The organism is Pseudomonas sp. G5(2012) (assembly GCF_000408945.1).
In the GTDB taxonomy this organism is placed as follows: Bacteria; Pseudomonadota; Gammaproteobacteria; order Pseudomonadales; family Pseudomonadaceae; genus Aquipseudomonas; species Aquipseudomonas umsongensis.
Window position 1 is genome coordinate 85182 of the sequence record NZ_APIO01000096.1, and the last position, 15452, is coordinate 100633.

Sequence of the window (15452 nt, forward strand, 5' to 3'; positions counted from 1 at the left end):
AATCACCCATGCGATGAAAATGGGATTTCTCCCCCGCAGGAGAGCTCAATCCACTAGTCTTGCTCACATCTGCCAGGGAGCCGCTCATGTTCGAATCCGCTGAAATCGATCACGCCATTGATAAAGAAACTTTCGACGCCGAAGTGCCGGCCTTGCGTGAAGCCTTGCTTGAAGCGCAATTCGAACTGCGCCAGCAGAGCCGGTTTCCGGTGATCATCCTGATCAACGGCATCGAAGGCGCCGGCAAGGGCGAGACGGTCAAGTTGCTCAATGAATGGATGGACCCGCGCCTGATCGAGGTCCGCACCTTCGATCAGCAAACTGACGAGGAGCTTGCGCGGCCACCGGCCTGGCGCTATTGGCGGATGCTTCCGGCCCAGGGCCGCATGGGCATTTTCTTCGGCAACTGGTACAGCCAGATGCTGCAGGCCAGGGTTCACGGCGTGATCAAGGACCCCAGGTTCGATCAAGGCATCAACGGCGCCGAACGCCTGGAAAAAATGCTTTGCGACGAAGGCGCATTGATCTTCAAATTCTGGTTCCACCTCTCCAAGAAACAAATGAAGGCACGCCTCAAGGCGTTGGCCGACGACCCGCTGCACAGCTGGCGCATCAGCCCGCTGGACTGGCAGCAGTCCGAAACCTACGATCGCTTCGTGAAATACGGTGAGCGCATCTTGCGGCGCACCAGCCGCGACTATGCACCGTGGCATGTGATCGCCGGAAAGGATGCGCATTATCGCAGCCTGGTGGTGGGGAAGATTTTGCTCGAAGGCTTGCAGAACGCCCTGAAACGACCGCAAATCCACCCGGAAAAAGTCAACGTCGCGCCTGTGTTTCCCAGCGTTGATCAATTGAGCCTGCTGGACAGCCTTGATCTGACCTTGCAGTTGGCCAAGGGCGATTATGAAGAGCAACTGATTACCGAGCAGGCCAGGTTCTCCGGCTTGATGCGGGACAAACGCATGCGCCGACACGCATTGATGGCAGTGTTCGAAGGCAATGACGCGGCGGGCAAGGGTGGGGCGATTCGCCGCGTGGCTGCGGCCCTGGACCCGCGCCAATACAGTATCGTGCCGATTGCCGCGCCCACCGAAGAGGAACGGGCGCAGCCGTATCTCTGGCGTTTTTGGCGGCATGTTCCTGCCCGGGGCAAATTCACCATGTTCGACCGTTCCTGGTACGGCCGGGTGTTGGTGGAACGCGTCGAAGGATTCTGCTCCCAGGCGGACTGGCTGCGTGCCTACGGTGAAATCAACGACTTTGAGGAGCAACTGAGCGACGCCGGGGTGATTGTGGTCAAGTTCTGGCTGGCCATCGACAAGCAGACGCAACTGGAGCGTTTCCAGGAGCGTGAAGAGATTCCGTTCAAACGCTTCAAGATCACCGAAGACGACTGGCGCAACCGTGACAAGTGGGACGACTATCGCAGCGCCGTCGGCGACATGGTCGACCGCACCAGCACCGAGATCTCGCCCTGGACGCTGGTGGAGGCCAATGACAAGCGCTGGGCGCGGGTCAAGGTGTTGCGCACCATCAACCGCGCCCTGGAAGAGGCGTTCGAAAAATCGGGCAAGCGCAAGGGCAAGTAGTCAGGCGATGGTTACGCATACGCGAGGTGAATGATTGTCGCGGTCGGTTATTGGGTGGGCTTATGCTCGATCCACTCTCAACCGACAACAACAATGAGGTATGCCATGCGTGAAGTGGTGATCGTCGACAGCGTGCGGACCGGCCTGGCCAAATCCTTTCGCGGCAAGTTCAACATGACCCGTCCCGATGACATGGCGGCGCATTGTGTCGACGCCTTGCTGGCGCGCACCGGCATCGATCCGGCCAGTGTCGAGGACTGCATCGTCGGTGCCGGCTCCAACGAAGGTTCCCAGGGCTATAACATCGGGCGTAACGTCGCGGTATTGTCGCGCCTGGGCATCGGCGTCGCCGGCATGACCCTCAACCGCTTCTGCTCCTCGGGCTTGCAGGCGATTGCCATTGCCGCCAACCAGATCGCCTCCGGTTGCAGCGACATCATCGTTGCCGGTGGCGTCGAGTCCATCAGCCTGACGATGAAAAGCATCAACACCGATCACCTGATCAATCCGCTGCTCAAGGAGCAGGTGCCGGGCATCTACTTTCCGATGGGGCAGACCGCCGAAATCGTCGCTCGACGTTACAACGTCAGTCGCGAAGAACAGGATGTTTACGCCCTGCAAAGTCAGCAGCGGACTGCCCAGGCACAAGCGGCGGGATTATTCGACGATGAAATCGTGCCAATGCCGGTGAAGTACCGGGTTGAAGACAAGGCCACAGGCGAAGTGCAGATTCTCGAAGGGGTCGTGGATCACGATGACTGCAACCGTCCCGATACCACCCTGAAAAGCCTGGCCGGGTTGAAGCCGGTATTCCTCGAAGACGGCTCGGTCACCGCCGGTAACTCCTCGCAGTTGTCCGACGGTGCCTCCATGACCCTGGTGATGAGCTTGGAGAAAGCCCTGGCGCTGGGCTTGCAGCCCAAGGCGTTCTTCCGCGGATTCACCGTGGCCGGTTGCGAACCGGACGAGATGGGCATCGGCCCGGTGTTCTCGGTGCCCAAGCTGCTGAAGGCCAAGGGCTTGCACCTGGGTGACATCGATTTGTGGGAACTCAACGAAGCATTCGCCTCGCAGTGCCTGTACGCGCGCAATCGGCTGGAGATCGATAATGACAGGTACAACGTCAATGGCGGCTCGATCTCCATTGGCCACCCATTCGGCATGACCGGTTCGCGTCAGGTCGGGCATATCGTTCGCGAGTTGCAGCGGCGCAATCTGCGCTACGGCGTCGTCACCATGTGCGTAGGCGGTGGGATGGGGGCTACCGGGTTGTTCGAGGCGGTACGTTAGTCGCCTGCTCGACTGGCCAGCGGCATGCTGCGACCTGCACAGTTTCATTCGCGGCCAAGTGGTAACTGTCCCTGTGTGCGACGCGGCACAGCGCCTAGAATGGTGCGACTTGTTTCCGGATTGGGGTTCGCATGCACATTTCATCGGGTCGCTGGGTTTATGGGCTGTTGCTGGCCTTGCTGACCGCGCTGTTGTGGGGAATCCTGCCGATCAAACTCAAGCAGGTGCTGCTGGTGATGGACCCGGTCACGGTGACCTGGTTTCGCCTGATGGTGTCCGGTGGCTGCCTGTTCATTTACCTCGCGGCGACCGGGCGCCTGCCGAGCCGCAAAGCGCTCGGGCCACGGGGCGGCTGGCTGGTGCTGATGGCAGTGCTTGGCCTGGTGGGCAACTACGTGCTGTACCTGATGGGGTTGAACCTGCTCAGCCCAGGCACCGCGCAACTGGTGGTGCAGATGGGCCCGATCATGTTGCTGATCGCCAGTGTGTTCGTGTTCAAGGAGCGGTTCAGCCTGGGGCAGGGGATTGGCTTGTTGGTGTTGTTGATCGGCTTTGCGCTGTTTTTCAACCAGCGCCTGAGTGAGTTGCTGACCTCGTTGAGCGACTATACCGCCGGTGTGCTGCTGGTGTTGCTGGCCTCCACGGTCTGGACATTTTATGCGCTGGGGCAGAAGCAGTTATTGACCGTGTGGAATTCGTTGCAGGTGATGATGGTGATCTACCTGTTTTGCGGGCTGTTGCTGACGCCTTGGGTGCATCCGCTGGAAGCCCTGCAACTTAACCCGTTGCAAGGTTGGCTGTTGCTGGCGTGCTGCATGAACACCCTGATCGCCTATGGCGCCTTTGCCGAGGCGCTGGCGCATTGGGAGGCGTCGCGGGTGAGTGCGACGCTGGCCATTACACCCTTGGTTACTTTTGGCGCAGTGGCACTGGCCGCCTGGTGGTGGCCGGAGTACGTGCACGCCGAAACCATCAATGGCCTGGGTTACGGCGGGGCGGTGTTGGTGGTACTGGGTTCGGCATTGGTGGCGTTGGGGCCCTCGTTGATGGCCGGGCTCAAGGCTCGCAAGGTGCGCATGGCGGCCAGTTAGACCGCGTTATCATTCTTCGCGAGCAGGCTCGCTCCCACAAGGATTGGCATCGGTTACAAATATTGCAGTCGACACAAAATCTGTGGGAGCGGGCTTGCCCGCGAAAGCCGACTATCAGGCACTAAAGACTCAGCCCTTGGCCGCGGCCTCCCACAAGGATTGGCGTCGGTCACAAATACTGCAAACGACGCAAAACCTGTGGGAGCGGGCTTGCCCGCGAAAGCCGATTATCAGGCACTAAAGAACTCAGCCCTTGGCCGCGGCCTCCCACAAGAATTGGCATCGGTTACAAATATTGCAGTCGACACAAAATCTGTGGGAGCGGGCTTGCCCGCGAAAGCCGATTATCAGGCACTAAAGAACTCAGCCCTTGGCCGCGGCCTCCCACAAGGATTGGCATCGGTTACAAATATTGCAGTCGACACAAAATCTGTGGGAGCGGGCTTGCCCGCGAAAGCCGACTATCAGGCACTAAAGACTCAGCCCTTGGCCCCGGCCTCCAACATGTTCTCCGGCCGCACCCAGGCATCGAACTCTTCATCGGTCAGATACCCCAGCTGCAACGCCGCCGCACGCAATGTCAGCCCTTCGCTGTAAGCCTTCTTGGCAATCTCCGCCGATTTGTCATAACCAATGTGCGGGTTCAACGCTGTCACCAGCATCAACCCTTGTTCCAGATGCTCAGCCATTTTCCCCGCGTCCGGTTCCAGGCCGGCGATGCAGTGCTGCTGGAAGTTGCTGCAGCCATCGGCCAGCAAGCGGATCGATTGCAGCAGGTTGTGGATGATCACCGGCTTGAACACATTGAGCTGCAAGTGACCCTGGCTCGCCGCGAAGCCGATGGTCACGTCGTTGCCCAAGACCTGGCAGGCCAGCATCGACAGTGCTTCGCACTGGGTCGGATTGACCTTGCCCGGCATGATCGAGCTGCCCGGTTCGTTGGCCGGCAGTTTCACTTCGGCGAAGCCGGCGCGCGGGCCGGAGCCCAGCAAGCGCAAGTCATTGGCAATTTTCATCAGCGTCACGGCGAGGGTTTTCAGCGCGCCGGACAGTGAAGTCAGCGGCTCATGGCCGGCCAGGGCCGCAAACTTGTTGGGCGCGGTGATGAACGGCAAGCCGGACAGGGCGGCAATTTCCGCGGCGATGGCTTCACCGAAGCCGTGGGGGGAGTTCAGCCCGGTGCCGACCGCCGTACCGCCCTGGGCCAGTTCACAGACCGCAGGCAGCGCGCTGCGGATCGCCCGTTCGGCGTAATCGAGCTGGGCGATGAACGCCGAGACTTCCTGGCCAAAGGTGATGGGGGTGGCGTCCATCATGTGGGTGCGGCCGGTCTTGACCAGTTTCATGTGGCGGGCTGACAGCTCGGCCAGGCCACCGGACAGCTCACTGATCGCCGGCAGCAAGTGTTGTTGCACCGCCTGTACGGTGGCGATGTGCATGGCTGTGGGAAAACAGTCGTTGGAACTCTGGGAACGGTTGACGTGATCGTTGGGATGCACCGGGGACTTGCCGCCGCGTGGGTTGCCGGCCAGCTCGTTGGCGCGCCCGGCGATCACTTCGTTGACGTTCATGTTGCTCTGGGTGCCGCTGCCGGTCTGCCAGACCACCAGCGGGAATTGATCGTCATGCTCGCCGTCGAGCACTTCATCGGCCGCCTGTTCGATCAGCCTGGCAATGTCGGCGGGCAAATCGCCGTTACGGTCGTTGACTCGTGCCGCCGCTTTCTTGATCAGTGCCAAGGCGTGCAGTACCGCCAGCGGCATCCGTTCGTCGCCGATGGCGAAGTTGACCAGCGAGCGTTGCGTTTGAGCACCCCAATAGGCCTCATCCGGGACTTCCACCTGGCCCAGGCTGTCGGTTTCGATTCGGCTCATCATGCACACTCCTGTAGGTCTGATTGCGCAGTTTAGGCCGTGATCGCCGGCCGTGGTTCCATCAGTCTGGAATCTGCTGATTCAACCCCTCTAAATCAGGCGCGACAAGGCTTGGGGTTGAGCGACAGAGTTTTTTAGGCGCAGAATGGACGTCCTTGGGGTTTTACCTCGCCTGCTAGAAAAGGAAACTCGATGACTCGTCTTCGTGCCATCTGTACCGCGGTTGCACTGGTCTGCGCCAGCGGCCCTGTTTTTGCCGATACCGCCAGCCACAACGCCAGTGCCGAGGCTTTCCTGACCCTGGCGCATGCCGACAAACTGGGTACTCCGGTGTACATGCAAGTACAGCAGATGTTTGCCCAGCGCTTCCAGCAAACCAAAGCCCCCGAATCGAAAAAAGCCGTACTGGAAACCTACCAGGCCAAGGCCAACGCTGCTCTGGACCAAGCCATTGGCTGGAACAAGCTGAAACCGGACATGGTCAAGCTCTACACCACCAACTTCACCGAGTCTGAGCTCAAGGACCTGGTCGCGTTCTACCAGTCGCCACTGGGCAAGAAAGTCCTGGAGAAAATGCCGCAGCTGACCCAGCAGTCGGCCCAGATGACCCAGGCCAAGCTGGAAAGCGCGGTGCCTGTGGTCAACAAGCTGCTGGCTGACATGACCGCCGAGCTGGAGCCTAAAGGCGCCGCTCCCGCCAAGAAAAAGCCTTGAGCCGGAGTTGGGAATGACCATGCAACAACGCATTGAATCGACACTGGGTTTGCTACAGCCCGAGTATCTGCAGGTGCTTGATGAAAGCCACATGCACAGCCGTGGTTTGCAAACCCACTTCAAGGCCGTGGTGGTCAGTGCGCAGTTCGAAGGCTTGAACCGGGTCAAGCGCCACCAGAAGGTCTACGGCACGCTTGGCGAGCTGATGGGCGAGTTCCATGCCTTGGCGCTGCATACCTACACGCCTGAGGAATGGGCGCAAATCGACGCGGCCCCGGCCTCGCCGACTTGTGCCGGTGGCAGCAAGCACTAAGATCAAAAGATCGCAGCCTGCGGCAGCTCCTACAGGGGAATGCGTTCTCCTGTAGGAGCTGCCGCAGGCTGCGATCTTTTTTGTTAGAATGTTCAGCGCGTCGCTCCTGCGGCGCGTTTTTTTTCGCATCCGGTTCACCCCTTACGAGGGTAGCCACCTGGAGATTTACCCATGACACAACAGATTGTCGTGGCGGCACTGTATAAGTTCGTCACCCTGCAAGATTACGTCGCCATGCGCGAGCCCCTGCTCAAGGCCATGGTCGACAACGGCATCAAAGGCACGCTGCTGATCGCCGAAGAAGGCATCAACGGCACCGTGTCCGGCAGCCGCGAAGGCATCGACGGGCTGATGGCCTGGCTCAAGAACGACCCGCGCATGGACGACATCGACCATAAAGAGTCGTACTGCGACGAGCAGCCGTTCTACCGCACCAAGGTCAAGCTCAAGAAAGAGATCGTGACCCTGGGCGTTGAAGGCGTGGACCCGAACAAGAAAGTCGGCACCTACGTCGATCCGCAGGACTGGAATGCGCTGATCAGCGATCCGGAAGTCCTGTTGATCGATACCCGCAATGACTATGAAGTCTCGATTGGCACCTTTGAAGGTGCAATTGACCCGAAAACCACCAGTTTTCGCGAGTTTCCCGACTACATCAAAGCCAACTTCGACCCGACCGTGCACAAGAAGGTGGCGATGTTCTGCACCGGCGGCATTCGTTGTGAAAAAGCGTCGAGCTACATGCTCAGCGAGGGCTTCGATGAGGTCTACCACCTCAAGGGTGGCATCCTGAAATACCTCGAGGAGGTGCCTCAGGAAGAAACCAAGTGGCAGGGCGACTGCTTCGTGTTCGACAACCGCGTGACGGTTCGCCACGACCTTAGCGAAGGCGACTACGATCAATGTCATGCCTGTCGCACACCGGTCAGCGTCGAAGATCGCGCCTCCGAGCATTATGTGGCCGGGATCAGTTGCCCGCATTGCTGGAATACGCTGAGCGAGAAAACCCGTCGCAGCGCCATCGACCGGCAAAAGCAGATCGAACTGGCCAAGGCACGCAACATGCCGCACCCGATCGGCTACAACTACAAGCAAGCATCCACCGAGGCCTGAACCATGTCTGCACGCCTGCTCTATGTGATGGACCCGATGTGTTCCTGGTGCTGGGGCTTCGCGCCGGTGGCCAACGCGTTGGTCGAGCAGGCGCAAGCCGCAGGCGTGGACGTGCACCTGGTGGTAGGTGGTTTGCGCACCGGCAGTGGTTCGGCCCTGGAGCCGACCACCCGCCGTTATATTCTGGAGCACTGGCAGGCGGTCAACGAGGCCACGGGGCAACCCTTCAAGCTCGACGGCGCGTTGCCCGACGGCTTCGTCTATGACACCGAGCCGGCCTGCCGGGCGTTGGTGACGGCACGCGGCCTGGCACCGGATTGCGCGTGGAAGCTGCTGGGATTGATCCAGCATGCGTTTTACGCCGAAGGCCGCGATGTCACCCACGCCAGCGTTCTGGTGGAGTTGGCGGAACAGGCCGGGCTGCCGCGCATCGAGTTCGCCGCCGCTTTCGACCGTGCCGATACGCACGCCGCGACGGCTGCCGATTTCACCTGGGTCCAGGACCTTGGCATCGCCGGTTTCCCGACGTTGCTGGCTGAACGCAATGGTCAATTGGCGTTGCTGACCAATGGCTACCAGCCGCTTGGCGTCCTGTCCCCCTTGCTCGGTCGCTGGCTGGAGCGTGCCGCCTGTGCATGATCCCGCCAACGACACCCCAACCGTTAAACGTGTCGACCGGCTGAGCTGGGCAGAAATCCGTCGTCTGGCTCTTCATCACAAGAAATCCCTGTGGATCGCCAACGGTGTAGCCGTGTTGGCGACCCTGTGCAGCGTACCTATTCCCTTGCTCCTGCCATTGCTGGTAGACGAAGTGTTGCTGGGGCACGGCGACGCCGCGCTGAAAATCATGAACCTGGCGCTGCCCGAGGCCTGGCAGAAAGCCGCGGGCTACATCGGCCTGATGCTGGTGGTGACCCTGGCCCTGCGGTGCGCGGCATTGCTGTTCAACGTGGTGCAGGCGCGCTTGTTCGCCTCCTTGGCCAAGGACATCGTCTACCGTATTCGCATCCGTCTGATCGAACGCCTCAAGCGTATTTCGCTGGGGGAATACGAAAGCCTGGGCAGCGGCACGGTGACCACGCACCTGGTGACCGATCTCGACACCCTGGACAAGTTTGTCGGCGAAACCCTCAGTCGTTTCCTGGTGGCCATGCTGACGCTGGTCGGCACCGCGGGCATTCTGGTGTGGATGCACTGGCAGCTGGCGCTGCTGATCCTGTTGTTCAATCCGCTGGTGATCTACGCCACGGTGCAATTGGGCAAGCGGGTCAAGCACCTGAAGAAACTCGAGAACGACAGCACCTCGCGCTTCACCCAGGCATTGACCGAAACCCTGGACGCGATCCAGGAAGTGCGCGCCGGTAACCGCCAGGGCTTTTTCCTCGGTCGTTTGGGGCGACGCGCCCGGGACGTTCGCGATTATGCGGTGAACTCGCAATGGAAAACCGATGCGTCGAACCGGGCCAGCGGTTTGTTGTTCCAGTTCGGCATCGATATTTTTCGTGCTGCAGCGATGCTTACCGTGCTGTTTTCCGACCTGTCCATCGGCCAGATGCTCGCGGTATTCAGCTACCTGTGGTTCATGATCGGTCCGGTCGAACAGCTGCTGAATTTGCAGTACGCGTATTACGCCGCCGGCGGCGCATTATCGCGGATCAACGAGCTGCTTGCCCGGGCCGATGAGCCGCAATACCCAGGTGGTGTCGACCCGTTCAAAGGTCGCGAAACCGTTGGCATCGAAGTCCAGGGATTGAGTTTCGGCTATGGCGACGAACTGGTCTTGAACCAGATGGATCTGTCGATCGCTCCCGGTGAAAAAGTCGCGATCGTCGGTGCCAGCGGTGGCGGCAAAAGCACACTGGTGCAGTTGCTGCTGGGCTTGTACACGCCGCTGGCGGGGACCATCCGTTTCGGCGGTTCGACCCAGCAGGAGATCGGCCTGGAGACCGTGCGCGAAAATGTCGCCGTGGTCCTGCAACATCCGGCGCTGTTCAACGACACGGTGCGCGCAAACCTGACCATGGGGCGTGAGCGCAGCGACGAGGCTTGCTGGCAAGCGCTGGAAATCGCCCAACTGCACACCACTGTACGCGAGTTGCCCAATGGCCTGGACAGCATCGTCGGGCGTTCCGGCGTGCGCTTGTCCGGCGGCCAGCGCCAACGCCTGGCCATTGCGCGGATGGTATTGGCCGACCCCAAGGTGGTGATTCTCGACGAGGCCACCTCGGCCCTGGATGCCGCCACCGAATACAACCTGCACCAGGCGCTGGCGCGGTTCTTGAGCCATCGCACCACGTTAATCATTGCGCACCGCTTGTCCGCGGTGAAACAGGCCGACCGGGTGCTGGTGTTTGACGGCGGTCAGATCGCCGAGGATGGCGACCATCAGCAGCTGATTGCCGATGGTGGTTTGTACGCCAAGCTTTATGGGCATTTGCAGCAGCACTGAGTCAGTGCCAGGCACCTCGAGTGGACTTTCCTGCAAGAGGAGGAGGGTTGACGCTTGCTGGGATGCGGAAGGCCCCCTAGTCTAGCTGTAGCGATCACGTGGATGATGATCTGGCAGTGCTAAACAAAGGGACCTCATGAATCAAGCGCGGACTCTCGGAACGCCACGGTTGCTGGGCATCGTCTGGCCTTTTATTGCCGTTGTGTTATTTCAGGCCCTGTTGGGGGGCGTCAGTCTTTATGTATTGTCGGCGGTGCGCGGTTATGTTGCCGGCGAAAGCCTGTGGTCCAAGGGCCAGAAGGACGCGATCTATTACCTCAACCTGTATGCCGACAGTCGCGATGAGAGCAAATTCCTCAAGTATCAGGAGGCCATTGCCGTCCCTCAGGGCGGGCATGAGCTGCGTCTGGCACTTGACCAGCAGCCACCCGATATCGAAGCGGCCAGGCTGGCGATTCTCAAGGGTGGCAACCACCCCGATGACGTTCCCAGCCTGATCTGGCTTTACCTCAATTTTCGCCATTTCAGCTACCTCGAGAAAGCCATCGATCGCTGGACCGTGGGTGATGCGTACCTTGATCAACTCGATGATGTCGCCAGGGACATGCACCGCCACATCAGCATCAAGCCGGCCCATCCTGACGACATCCAGCGCTGGAAAGAACAGATTTTCGATATCAACAACGGGGTGACGCCGGCGGCGAAGGCCTTCAGCGATGCCCTTGGCGAAGGCTCGCGGATGATCATGCGCCTGCTACTGGCAACGAATCTGGCCACCGCCCTCGGCCTGATCGCCCTGGCGCTGCTGCGCACACATAAGCTGCTCAAGCAGCGGCACGCCTTTGCCGACGCCCTGCAGCTGGAGAAGGAGCGGGCGCAAATCACCCTGCAATCGATTGGCGACGCGGTGATCACCACCAATGTCGAGGGCGCGATCGCCTACATGAATCCGGCCGCCGAAGCCTTGACCCACTGGAAAGCCGAACAGGCGAGCGGGTTGCCGCTGGCGGCGCTGTTCAATCTGCTGGATGACAATGCCCAAGCCGATGGTTTTACCTTGATCGAGCACATCCTGAGCGGTCAGCTCAGTGGCGGCAGCGAACATTCCAAGCTCATTCAGCGCCTTGATGGCAGCACGGTGTCGGTCACCCTGGTCGGGGCGCCGATCCGCAATGCCGGGAAGGTCAGCGGTGCCGTGCTGGTGCTGCATGACATGACCCAGGAGCGGCAATACATTGCCAATCTCTCCTGGCAGGCGACCCATGATGCGCTGACCGGGCTCGCCAACCGCCGCGAGTTCGAATTCCGTCTGGAACAGGCGCTGCAGGGCCTGACGCGACAATCGGGGCGCCACGCCTTGATGTTCCTCGACCTGGATCAGTTCAAGTTGGTCAACGACACCAGCGGACACGCGGCGGGTGACGAGTTGCTGCGGCATATCTGTGCACTGTTGCAATCCGGATTGCGCGAGGGCGACACCCTGGCCCGGTTGGGCGGCGACGAGTTTGGCATCCTGCTGGAGAACTGTGCTCCGCAGGCAGCTGAAAAAATTGCCGAGGGGTTGCGCCAGACCGTGCAGAACCTGCACTTCGTCTGGAAGGGGCGGCCGTTCGTGACCACCGTGAGCATCGGCCTGGTGCACATCAATGCCCATCCGACCACCCTGGAAGTCTCGCTGCGCGCGGCTGACATGGCCTGCTACATGGCCAAGGAAAAGGGCCGCAACCGGGTTCAGGTATATCACGCCGACGACTCGGAGCTGTCCCTGCGCTTTGGCGAGATGGCCTGGGTGCAGCGCTTGCACATGGCCCTGGAAGAAGACCGTTTTTGTCTGTACGCCCAGGAAATCGCGCCGCTTGGTCGTGTCGAACAAGGTGGCGGGCATATCGAAATCCTGCTGCGTCTGCATGATGAAGCGGGTCGCATGATATTGCCGGACAGTTTTATTCCGGCAGCAGAACGCTATGGCTTGATGACGACCCTGGATCGTTGGGTTGTAAAGAACGTGTTCAAGATCATTGCCCAATGTATGGCCGAAAAGCACAACGAGCCTTTAGCGATGTGCGCGATTAATCTGTCAGGCACAACTATAGGAGATGAAGCGTTCCTGGACTTCCTGCGTCAACAGTTCATTAGTTACGCCATACCACCTGAAATAATTTGTTTTGAAATCACTGAAACCAGCGCCATTTCCAATCTGGCGAGTGCAATTAAATTTATTAACGAACTCAAAGGTTTAGGGTGTCTGTTTTCCCTGGATGACTTTTGCGCCGGTATGTCCTCGTTCGCATACTTGAAACATTTGCCTGTAGACTTCCTGAAGATCGACGGGAGTTTCGTAAAGGATATGCTGGACGACCCGATTAACCGCGCCATGGTCGAAGTGATCAACCACATCGGTCATGTCATGGGTAAGCGTACGATTGCCGAGTTTGTTGAAACGCCCCAGATCGAGCAGGCATTGCTGGATATCGGAGTTGATTACGCTCAAGGGTATGTCATTGAACGCCCGCATCTGTTTACCTGCGATAGCTTGAAAAGTCGTCCAGCCAGGCCGCAGCCCCTGTTGTTCAAGGCGCCCGGCACGTTCCGTTGAAGTCTCTCGTTGATCGGAACAATCACAATCAAAAGGAGCCCGACAGTGATCGAGACATTCAACCGAACCGGACCACTCATGGAAGCTGCAAGTTATCCCGACTGGGCCCAGCGCCTGATTCAGGATTGCAGCGCGAGTAAGCGCCGGGTTGTAGAGCACGAGCTGTATCAGCGCATGCGAGATAACAGACTCAGTGCCAAGACGATGCGCCAGTACCTTATCGGGGGCTGGCCCGTGGTCGAACAGTTCGCGTTATACATGGCGCAGAACCTGACCAAGACCCGTTTTGCCCGCCACCCGGGCGAGGACATGGCGCGTCGCTGGTTGATGCGCAACATCCGTGTCGAACTCAACCACGCCGACTACTGGGTGAACTGGAGCCGTGCCCACGGCGTCAGCCTGGAAGATCTGCAGGCGCAGCAGGTAGCCCCCGAGCTTCACGCCTTGAGCCATTGGTGCTGGCACACCAGTTCCGCTGATTCGCTGATCGTTGCCATTGCCGCCACCAACTACGCCATCGAAGGCGCGACCGGTGAGTGGTCGGCGGTGGTCTGTTCCAATGGTCTGTACGCGTCAGCCTTCCCGGAGGAGGATCGCAAGCGGGCCATGAAATGGTTGAAGATGCACGCCCAGTATGACGATGCCCACCCTTGGGAAGCGCTGGAAATCATCTGCACCCTGGCCGGGATGAATCCGAGTAAGTCATTGCAAATCGAATTGCGCCAGGCCGTGTGCAAGAGCTACGACTATATGTTCCTGTTCCTGGAGCGTTGCATGCAGCTGGAGCATTCGGAAAAGGCCTCGGTGATGCGTGAGCGATTGGAGATGGCCGAAAGCTGACAGATTGCGTTCATGAAAAAGCCCGCCCCTGGTGACAGGAGGCGGGCTTTTTTGCAGGTGGGCTGTAGTCAGGCGCTGACTTTAAGCCCCACCAGGCCGGTGATGATCAATGCCACACTGGCCAGGCGGACCAGCGCCATGGATTCGCCAAACAAAATGATTCCGGCAATCACGGTGCCGACTGCACCCACTCCGGTCCAGATCGCATAGGCCGTGCCCAGCGGCAACTCCTTCATCGCAAGGCCGAGCAAGCCAAGGCTGATGGCCATGGCGGCAACGGTCAATGCCGTAGGGAGAGGGCGGCTGAAACCATCGGTGTACTTGAGGCCAACGGCCCAGCCGACTTCGAACAAGCCGGCGAAAAACAGAATGATCCAGGACATGGAAGACCTCCATCCATTGACGGGGTCGTCCCCAAGGTTAATGACTCGATCGAGCCGCGAGGTCGTCCTCGCGTTGCGCAATATAGTGCCCAGCATTAACCCTGGGATCAAGTTTCGGTTCAGTCGGTCGCCTGTCGCGCGGCGACTTCACGATCCTGCTTCTCGCTCATGCGACGGAAATACGTCGAGAGCAACGCCCCGGAAATGTTGTGCCAGACACTGAACAACGCGCTCGGTACCGCCGCCAAAGGCGAAAAGTGCGCACTGGCCAAGGCGGCGCCCAGCCCTGAGTTCTGCATGCCGACTTCCAGCGCCAGGGATTTGCGCTGGGCCAGTGGCAATTTGAACAGGCGCCCGGTGAAGTAACCCAGCAGGTAACCAAAGCTGTTGTGCAGCATGACCACGGCCATGATCAACAGGCCCGATTCGGCAATTTTCGCCTGGCTGGCGGCCACCACGGCGGTGACGATGATCACGATGCTCACCACCGAAACCAGAGGCAACACGTCCACAGCGTGGCGAACCTTGTCGCCGAGCAGTCGCTGGGCAGCGACACCCAGTACGATCGGCAGCAGCACTACCTGGAGAATCGACCAGAACAGCTCCATGAACGACACCGGCAGCCAGGCCGAAGCCAGCAGCCAGATCAAGGCGGGTGTCAGGAGCGGAGCGAGGAGGGTGGTCACGGCAGCGATGGCCACCGACAACGCCAGGTCGCCGCGTGCCAGCCAAGTCATCACGTTCGACGAGGTGCCGCTTGGGCAGCAACCGACCAGAATCACGCCGACGGCAATCTCCGGGGGCAAATGGAACGCCTGGCAGAGCAACCACGCCACGCCAGGCATGATCACGAAATGCGCCACCACGCCCAAGGCCACGCGCCACGGGTGGCGGGCGACCTCGGCGAAGTCGTCGAGCTTGAGGGTCAGGCCCATGCCGAACATCACCAACCCCAGCAACGGCACGATGGCGCCCTTGAGGCCGATGAACCAGGCCGGCTGCAGGAATGCCACGACGGCGAAAATCAGTACCCAGTAGGCAAAGGTGTTACCGACAAAACGACTCAATGCAGCCAGTGCACGCATGGCCAGATCCTTATTGTAAGAAAGCGTTAGGGAGCTAAGCATACGCTGCTCGCAAAAAAAGATCGCAGCCTGCGGCAGCTCCTACAAGGAAACGCATTCCAATGTAGGAGCT

13 protein-coding genes are annotated in these 15452 nt (G+C 59.8%); 10 read left to right on the top strand and 3 right to left on the bottom strand.

Annotated elements, in window-relative coordinates:
- Nucleotides 1–86 precede the first annotated feature (86 nt).
- The 3 genes from pap (at nucleotide 87) to PG5_RS25695 (ending at nucleotide 3973) form a co-directional block, all read left to right on the top strand.
- Nucleotides 87–1592, top strand: a complete 1506-nt coding sequence (gene pap, locus PG5_RS25685) for a polyphosphate:AMP phosphotransferase (protein ID WP_020799987.1) — start codon at nucleotides 87–89, stop codon at nucleotides 1590–1592.
- 105 nt (nucleotides 1593–1697) lie between these two features.
- Nucleotides 1698–2882, top strand: coding sequence for an acetyl-CoA C-acyltransferase (locus PG5_RS25690; RefSeq protein WP_020799988.1), 1185 nt, complete (start codon nucleotides 1698–1700; stop codon nucleotides 2880–2882).
- Nucleotides 2883–3013: 131 nt separating this feature from the next.
- Nucleotides 3014–3973, top strand: a complete 960-nt coding sequence (locus tag PG5_RS25695) for a DMT family transporter (protein WP_020799989.1) — start codon at nucleotides 3014–3016, stop codon at nucleotides 3971–3973.
- Between the two features lie 479 nt (nucleotides 3974–4452).
- On the opposite strand, the gene PG5_RS25700 is transcribed toward PG5_RS25695, so the two are convergent.
- Nucleotides 4453–5847 (bottom strand): class II fumarate hydratase, encoded by a 1395-nt coding sequence (locus tag PG5_RS25700; RefSeq protein ID WP_033043106.1) that lies wholly within the window; start codon nucleotides 5845–5847, stop codon nucleotides 4453–4455.
- Nucleotides 5848–6039: 192 nt separating this feature from the next.
- On the opposite strand from PG5_RS25700, the gene PG5_RS25705 reads away from it, so the two are divergent.
- The 7 genes from PG5_RS25705 (at nucleotide 6040) to PG5_RS25735 (ending at nucleotide 13872) form a co-directional block, all read left to right on the top strand.
- Nucleotides 6040–6561: a DUF2059 domain-containing protein gene (locus PG5_RS25705; RefSeq protein WP_020799991.1), complete on the top strand. Its 522-nt coding sequence runs from the start codon at nucleotides 6040–6042 to the stop codon at nucleotides 6559–6561.
- Nucleotides 6562–6574: 13 nt separating this feature from the next.
- Nucleotides 6575–6874 carry a BolA family transcriptional regulator gene (locus PG5_RS25710; protein WP_020799992.1) on the top strand — a complete coding sequence of 100 codons (300 nt, stop codon included), beginning with the start codon at nucleotides 6575–6577 and terminating at the stop codon, nucleotides 6872–6874.
- Between the two features lie 171 nt (nucleotides 6875–7045).
- Nucleotides 7046–7987 (top strand): rhodanese-related sulfurtransferase, encoded by a 942-nt coding sequence (locus PG5_RS25715; protein ID WP_020799993.1) that lies wholly within the window; start codon nucleotides 7046–7048, stop codon nucleotides 7985–7987.
- A gap of 36 nt (nucleotides 7988–8023) precedes the next feature.
- A complete protein-coding gene (locus PG5_RS25720) occupies nucleotides 8024–8626 on the top strand; it encodes a DsbA family protein (protein ID WP_173667180.1) in 603 nt (200 codons plus the stop codon).
- Nucleotides 8619–10436 (top strand): ABC transporter ATP-binding protein, encoded by a 1818-nt coding sequence (locus PG5_RS25725; protein ID WP_020799995.1) that lies wholly within the window; start codon nucleotides 8619–8621, stop codon nucleotides 10434–10436. Before PG5_RS25720 ends, PG5_RS25725 begins: the two co-directional genes overlap by 8 nt.
- A gap of 136 nt (nucleotides 10437–10572) precedes the next feature.
- Nucleotides 10573–13032, top strand: a complete 2460-nt coding sequence (locus PG5_RS25730) for an EAL domain-containing protein (protein ID WP_042955738.1) — start codon at nucleotides 10573–10575, stop codon at nucleotides 13030–13032.
- A 45-nt stretch (nucleotides 13033–13077) separates the two neighbouring features.
- The gene (locus tag PG5_RS25735; protein WP_020799997.1) at nucleotides 13078–13872 is read left to right on the top strand and encodes a TenA family transcriptional regulator; all 795 of its coding nucleotides are present in this window, start codon (nucleotides 13078–13080) and stop codon (nucleotides 13870–13872) included.
- A gap of 68 nt (nucleotides 13873–13940) precedes the next feature.
- Here PG5_RS25735 and sugE read toward each other — a convergent pair whose 3' ends face one another.
- Both sugE and PG5_RS25745 read right to left on the bottom strand, forming a co-directional pair.
- Nucleotides 13941–14255, bottom strand: a complete 315-nt coding sequence (sugE, locus tag PG5_RS25740; RefSeq protein ID WP_020799998.1) for a quaternary ammonium compound efflux SMR transporter SugE — start codon at nucleotides 14253–14255, stop codon at nucleotides 13941–13943.
- A gap of 119 nt (nucleotides 14256–14374) precedes the next feature.
- The gene (locus tag PG5_RS25745; protein ID WP_020799999.1) at nucleotides 14375–15340 is read right to left on the bottom strand and encodes a bile acid:sodium symporter family protein; all 966 of its coding nucleotides are present in this window, start codon (nucleotides 15338–15340) and stop codon (nucleotides 14375–14377) included.
- Nucleotides 15341–15452 lie beyond the last annotated feature (112 nt).

Bases quoted from the DNA above. Each gene is read 5' to 3' on its own strand.
- pap (WP_020799987.1), top strand. From the start codon at position 87: ATGTTCGAATCCGCTGAAATCGATCACGCCATTGATAAAGAAACTTTC.
- PG5_RS25690 (WP_020799988.1), top strand. From the start codon at position 1,698: ATGCGTGAAGTGGTGATCGTCGACAGCGTGCGGACCGGCCTGGCCAAA.
- PG5_RS25695 (WP_020799989.1), top strand. From the start codon at position 3,014: ATGCACATTTCATCGGGTCGCTGGGTTTATGGGCTGTTGCTGGCCTTG.
- PG5_RS25700 (WP_033043106.1), bottom strand. From the start codon at position 5,847: ATGAGCCGAATCGAAACCGACAGCCTGGGCCAGGTGGAAGTCCCGGAT.
- PG5_RS25705 (WP_020799991.1), top strand. From the start codon at position 6,040: ATGACTCGTCTTCGTGCCATCTGTACCGCGGTTGCACTGGTCTGCGCC.
- PG5_RS25710 (WP_020799992.1), top strand. From the start codon at position 6,575: ATGACCATGCAACAACGCATTGAATCGACACTGGGTTTGCTACAGCCC.
- PG5_RS25715 (WP_020799993.1), top strand. From the start codon at position 7,046: ATGACACAACAGATTGTCGTGGCGGCACTGTATAAGTTCGTCACCCTG.
- PG5_RS25720 (WP_173667180.1), top strand. From the start codon at position 8,024: ATGTGTTCCTGGTGCTGGGGCTTCGCGCCGGTGGCCAACGCGTTGGTC.
- PG5_RS25730 (WP_042955738.1), top strand. From the start codon at position 10,573: ATGAATCAAGCGCGGACTCTCGGAACGCCACGGTTGCTGGGCATCGTC.
- sugE (WP_020799998.1), bottom strand. From the start codon at position 14,255: ATGTCCTGGATCATTCTGTTTTTCGCCGGCTTGTTCGAAGTCGGCTGG.
- PG5_RS25745 (WP_020799999.1), bottom strand. From the start codon at position 15,340: ATGCGTGCACTGGCTGCATTGAGTCGTTTTGTCGGTAACACCTTTGCC.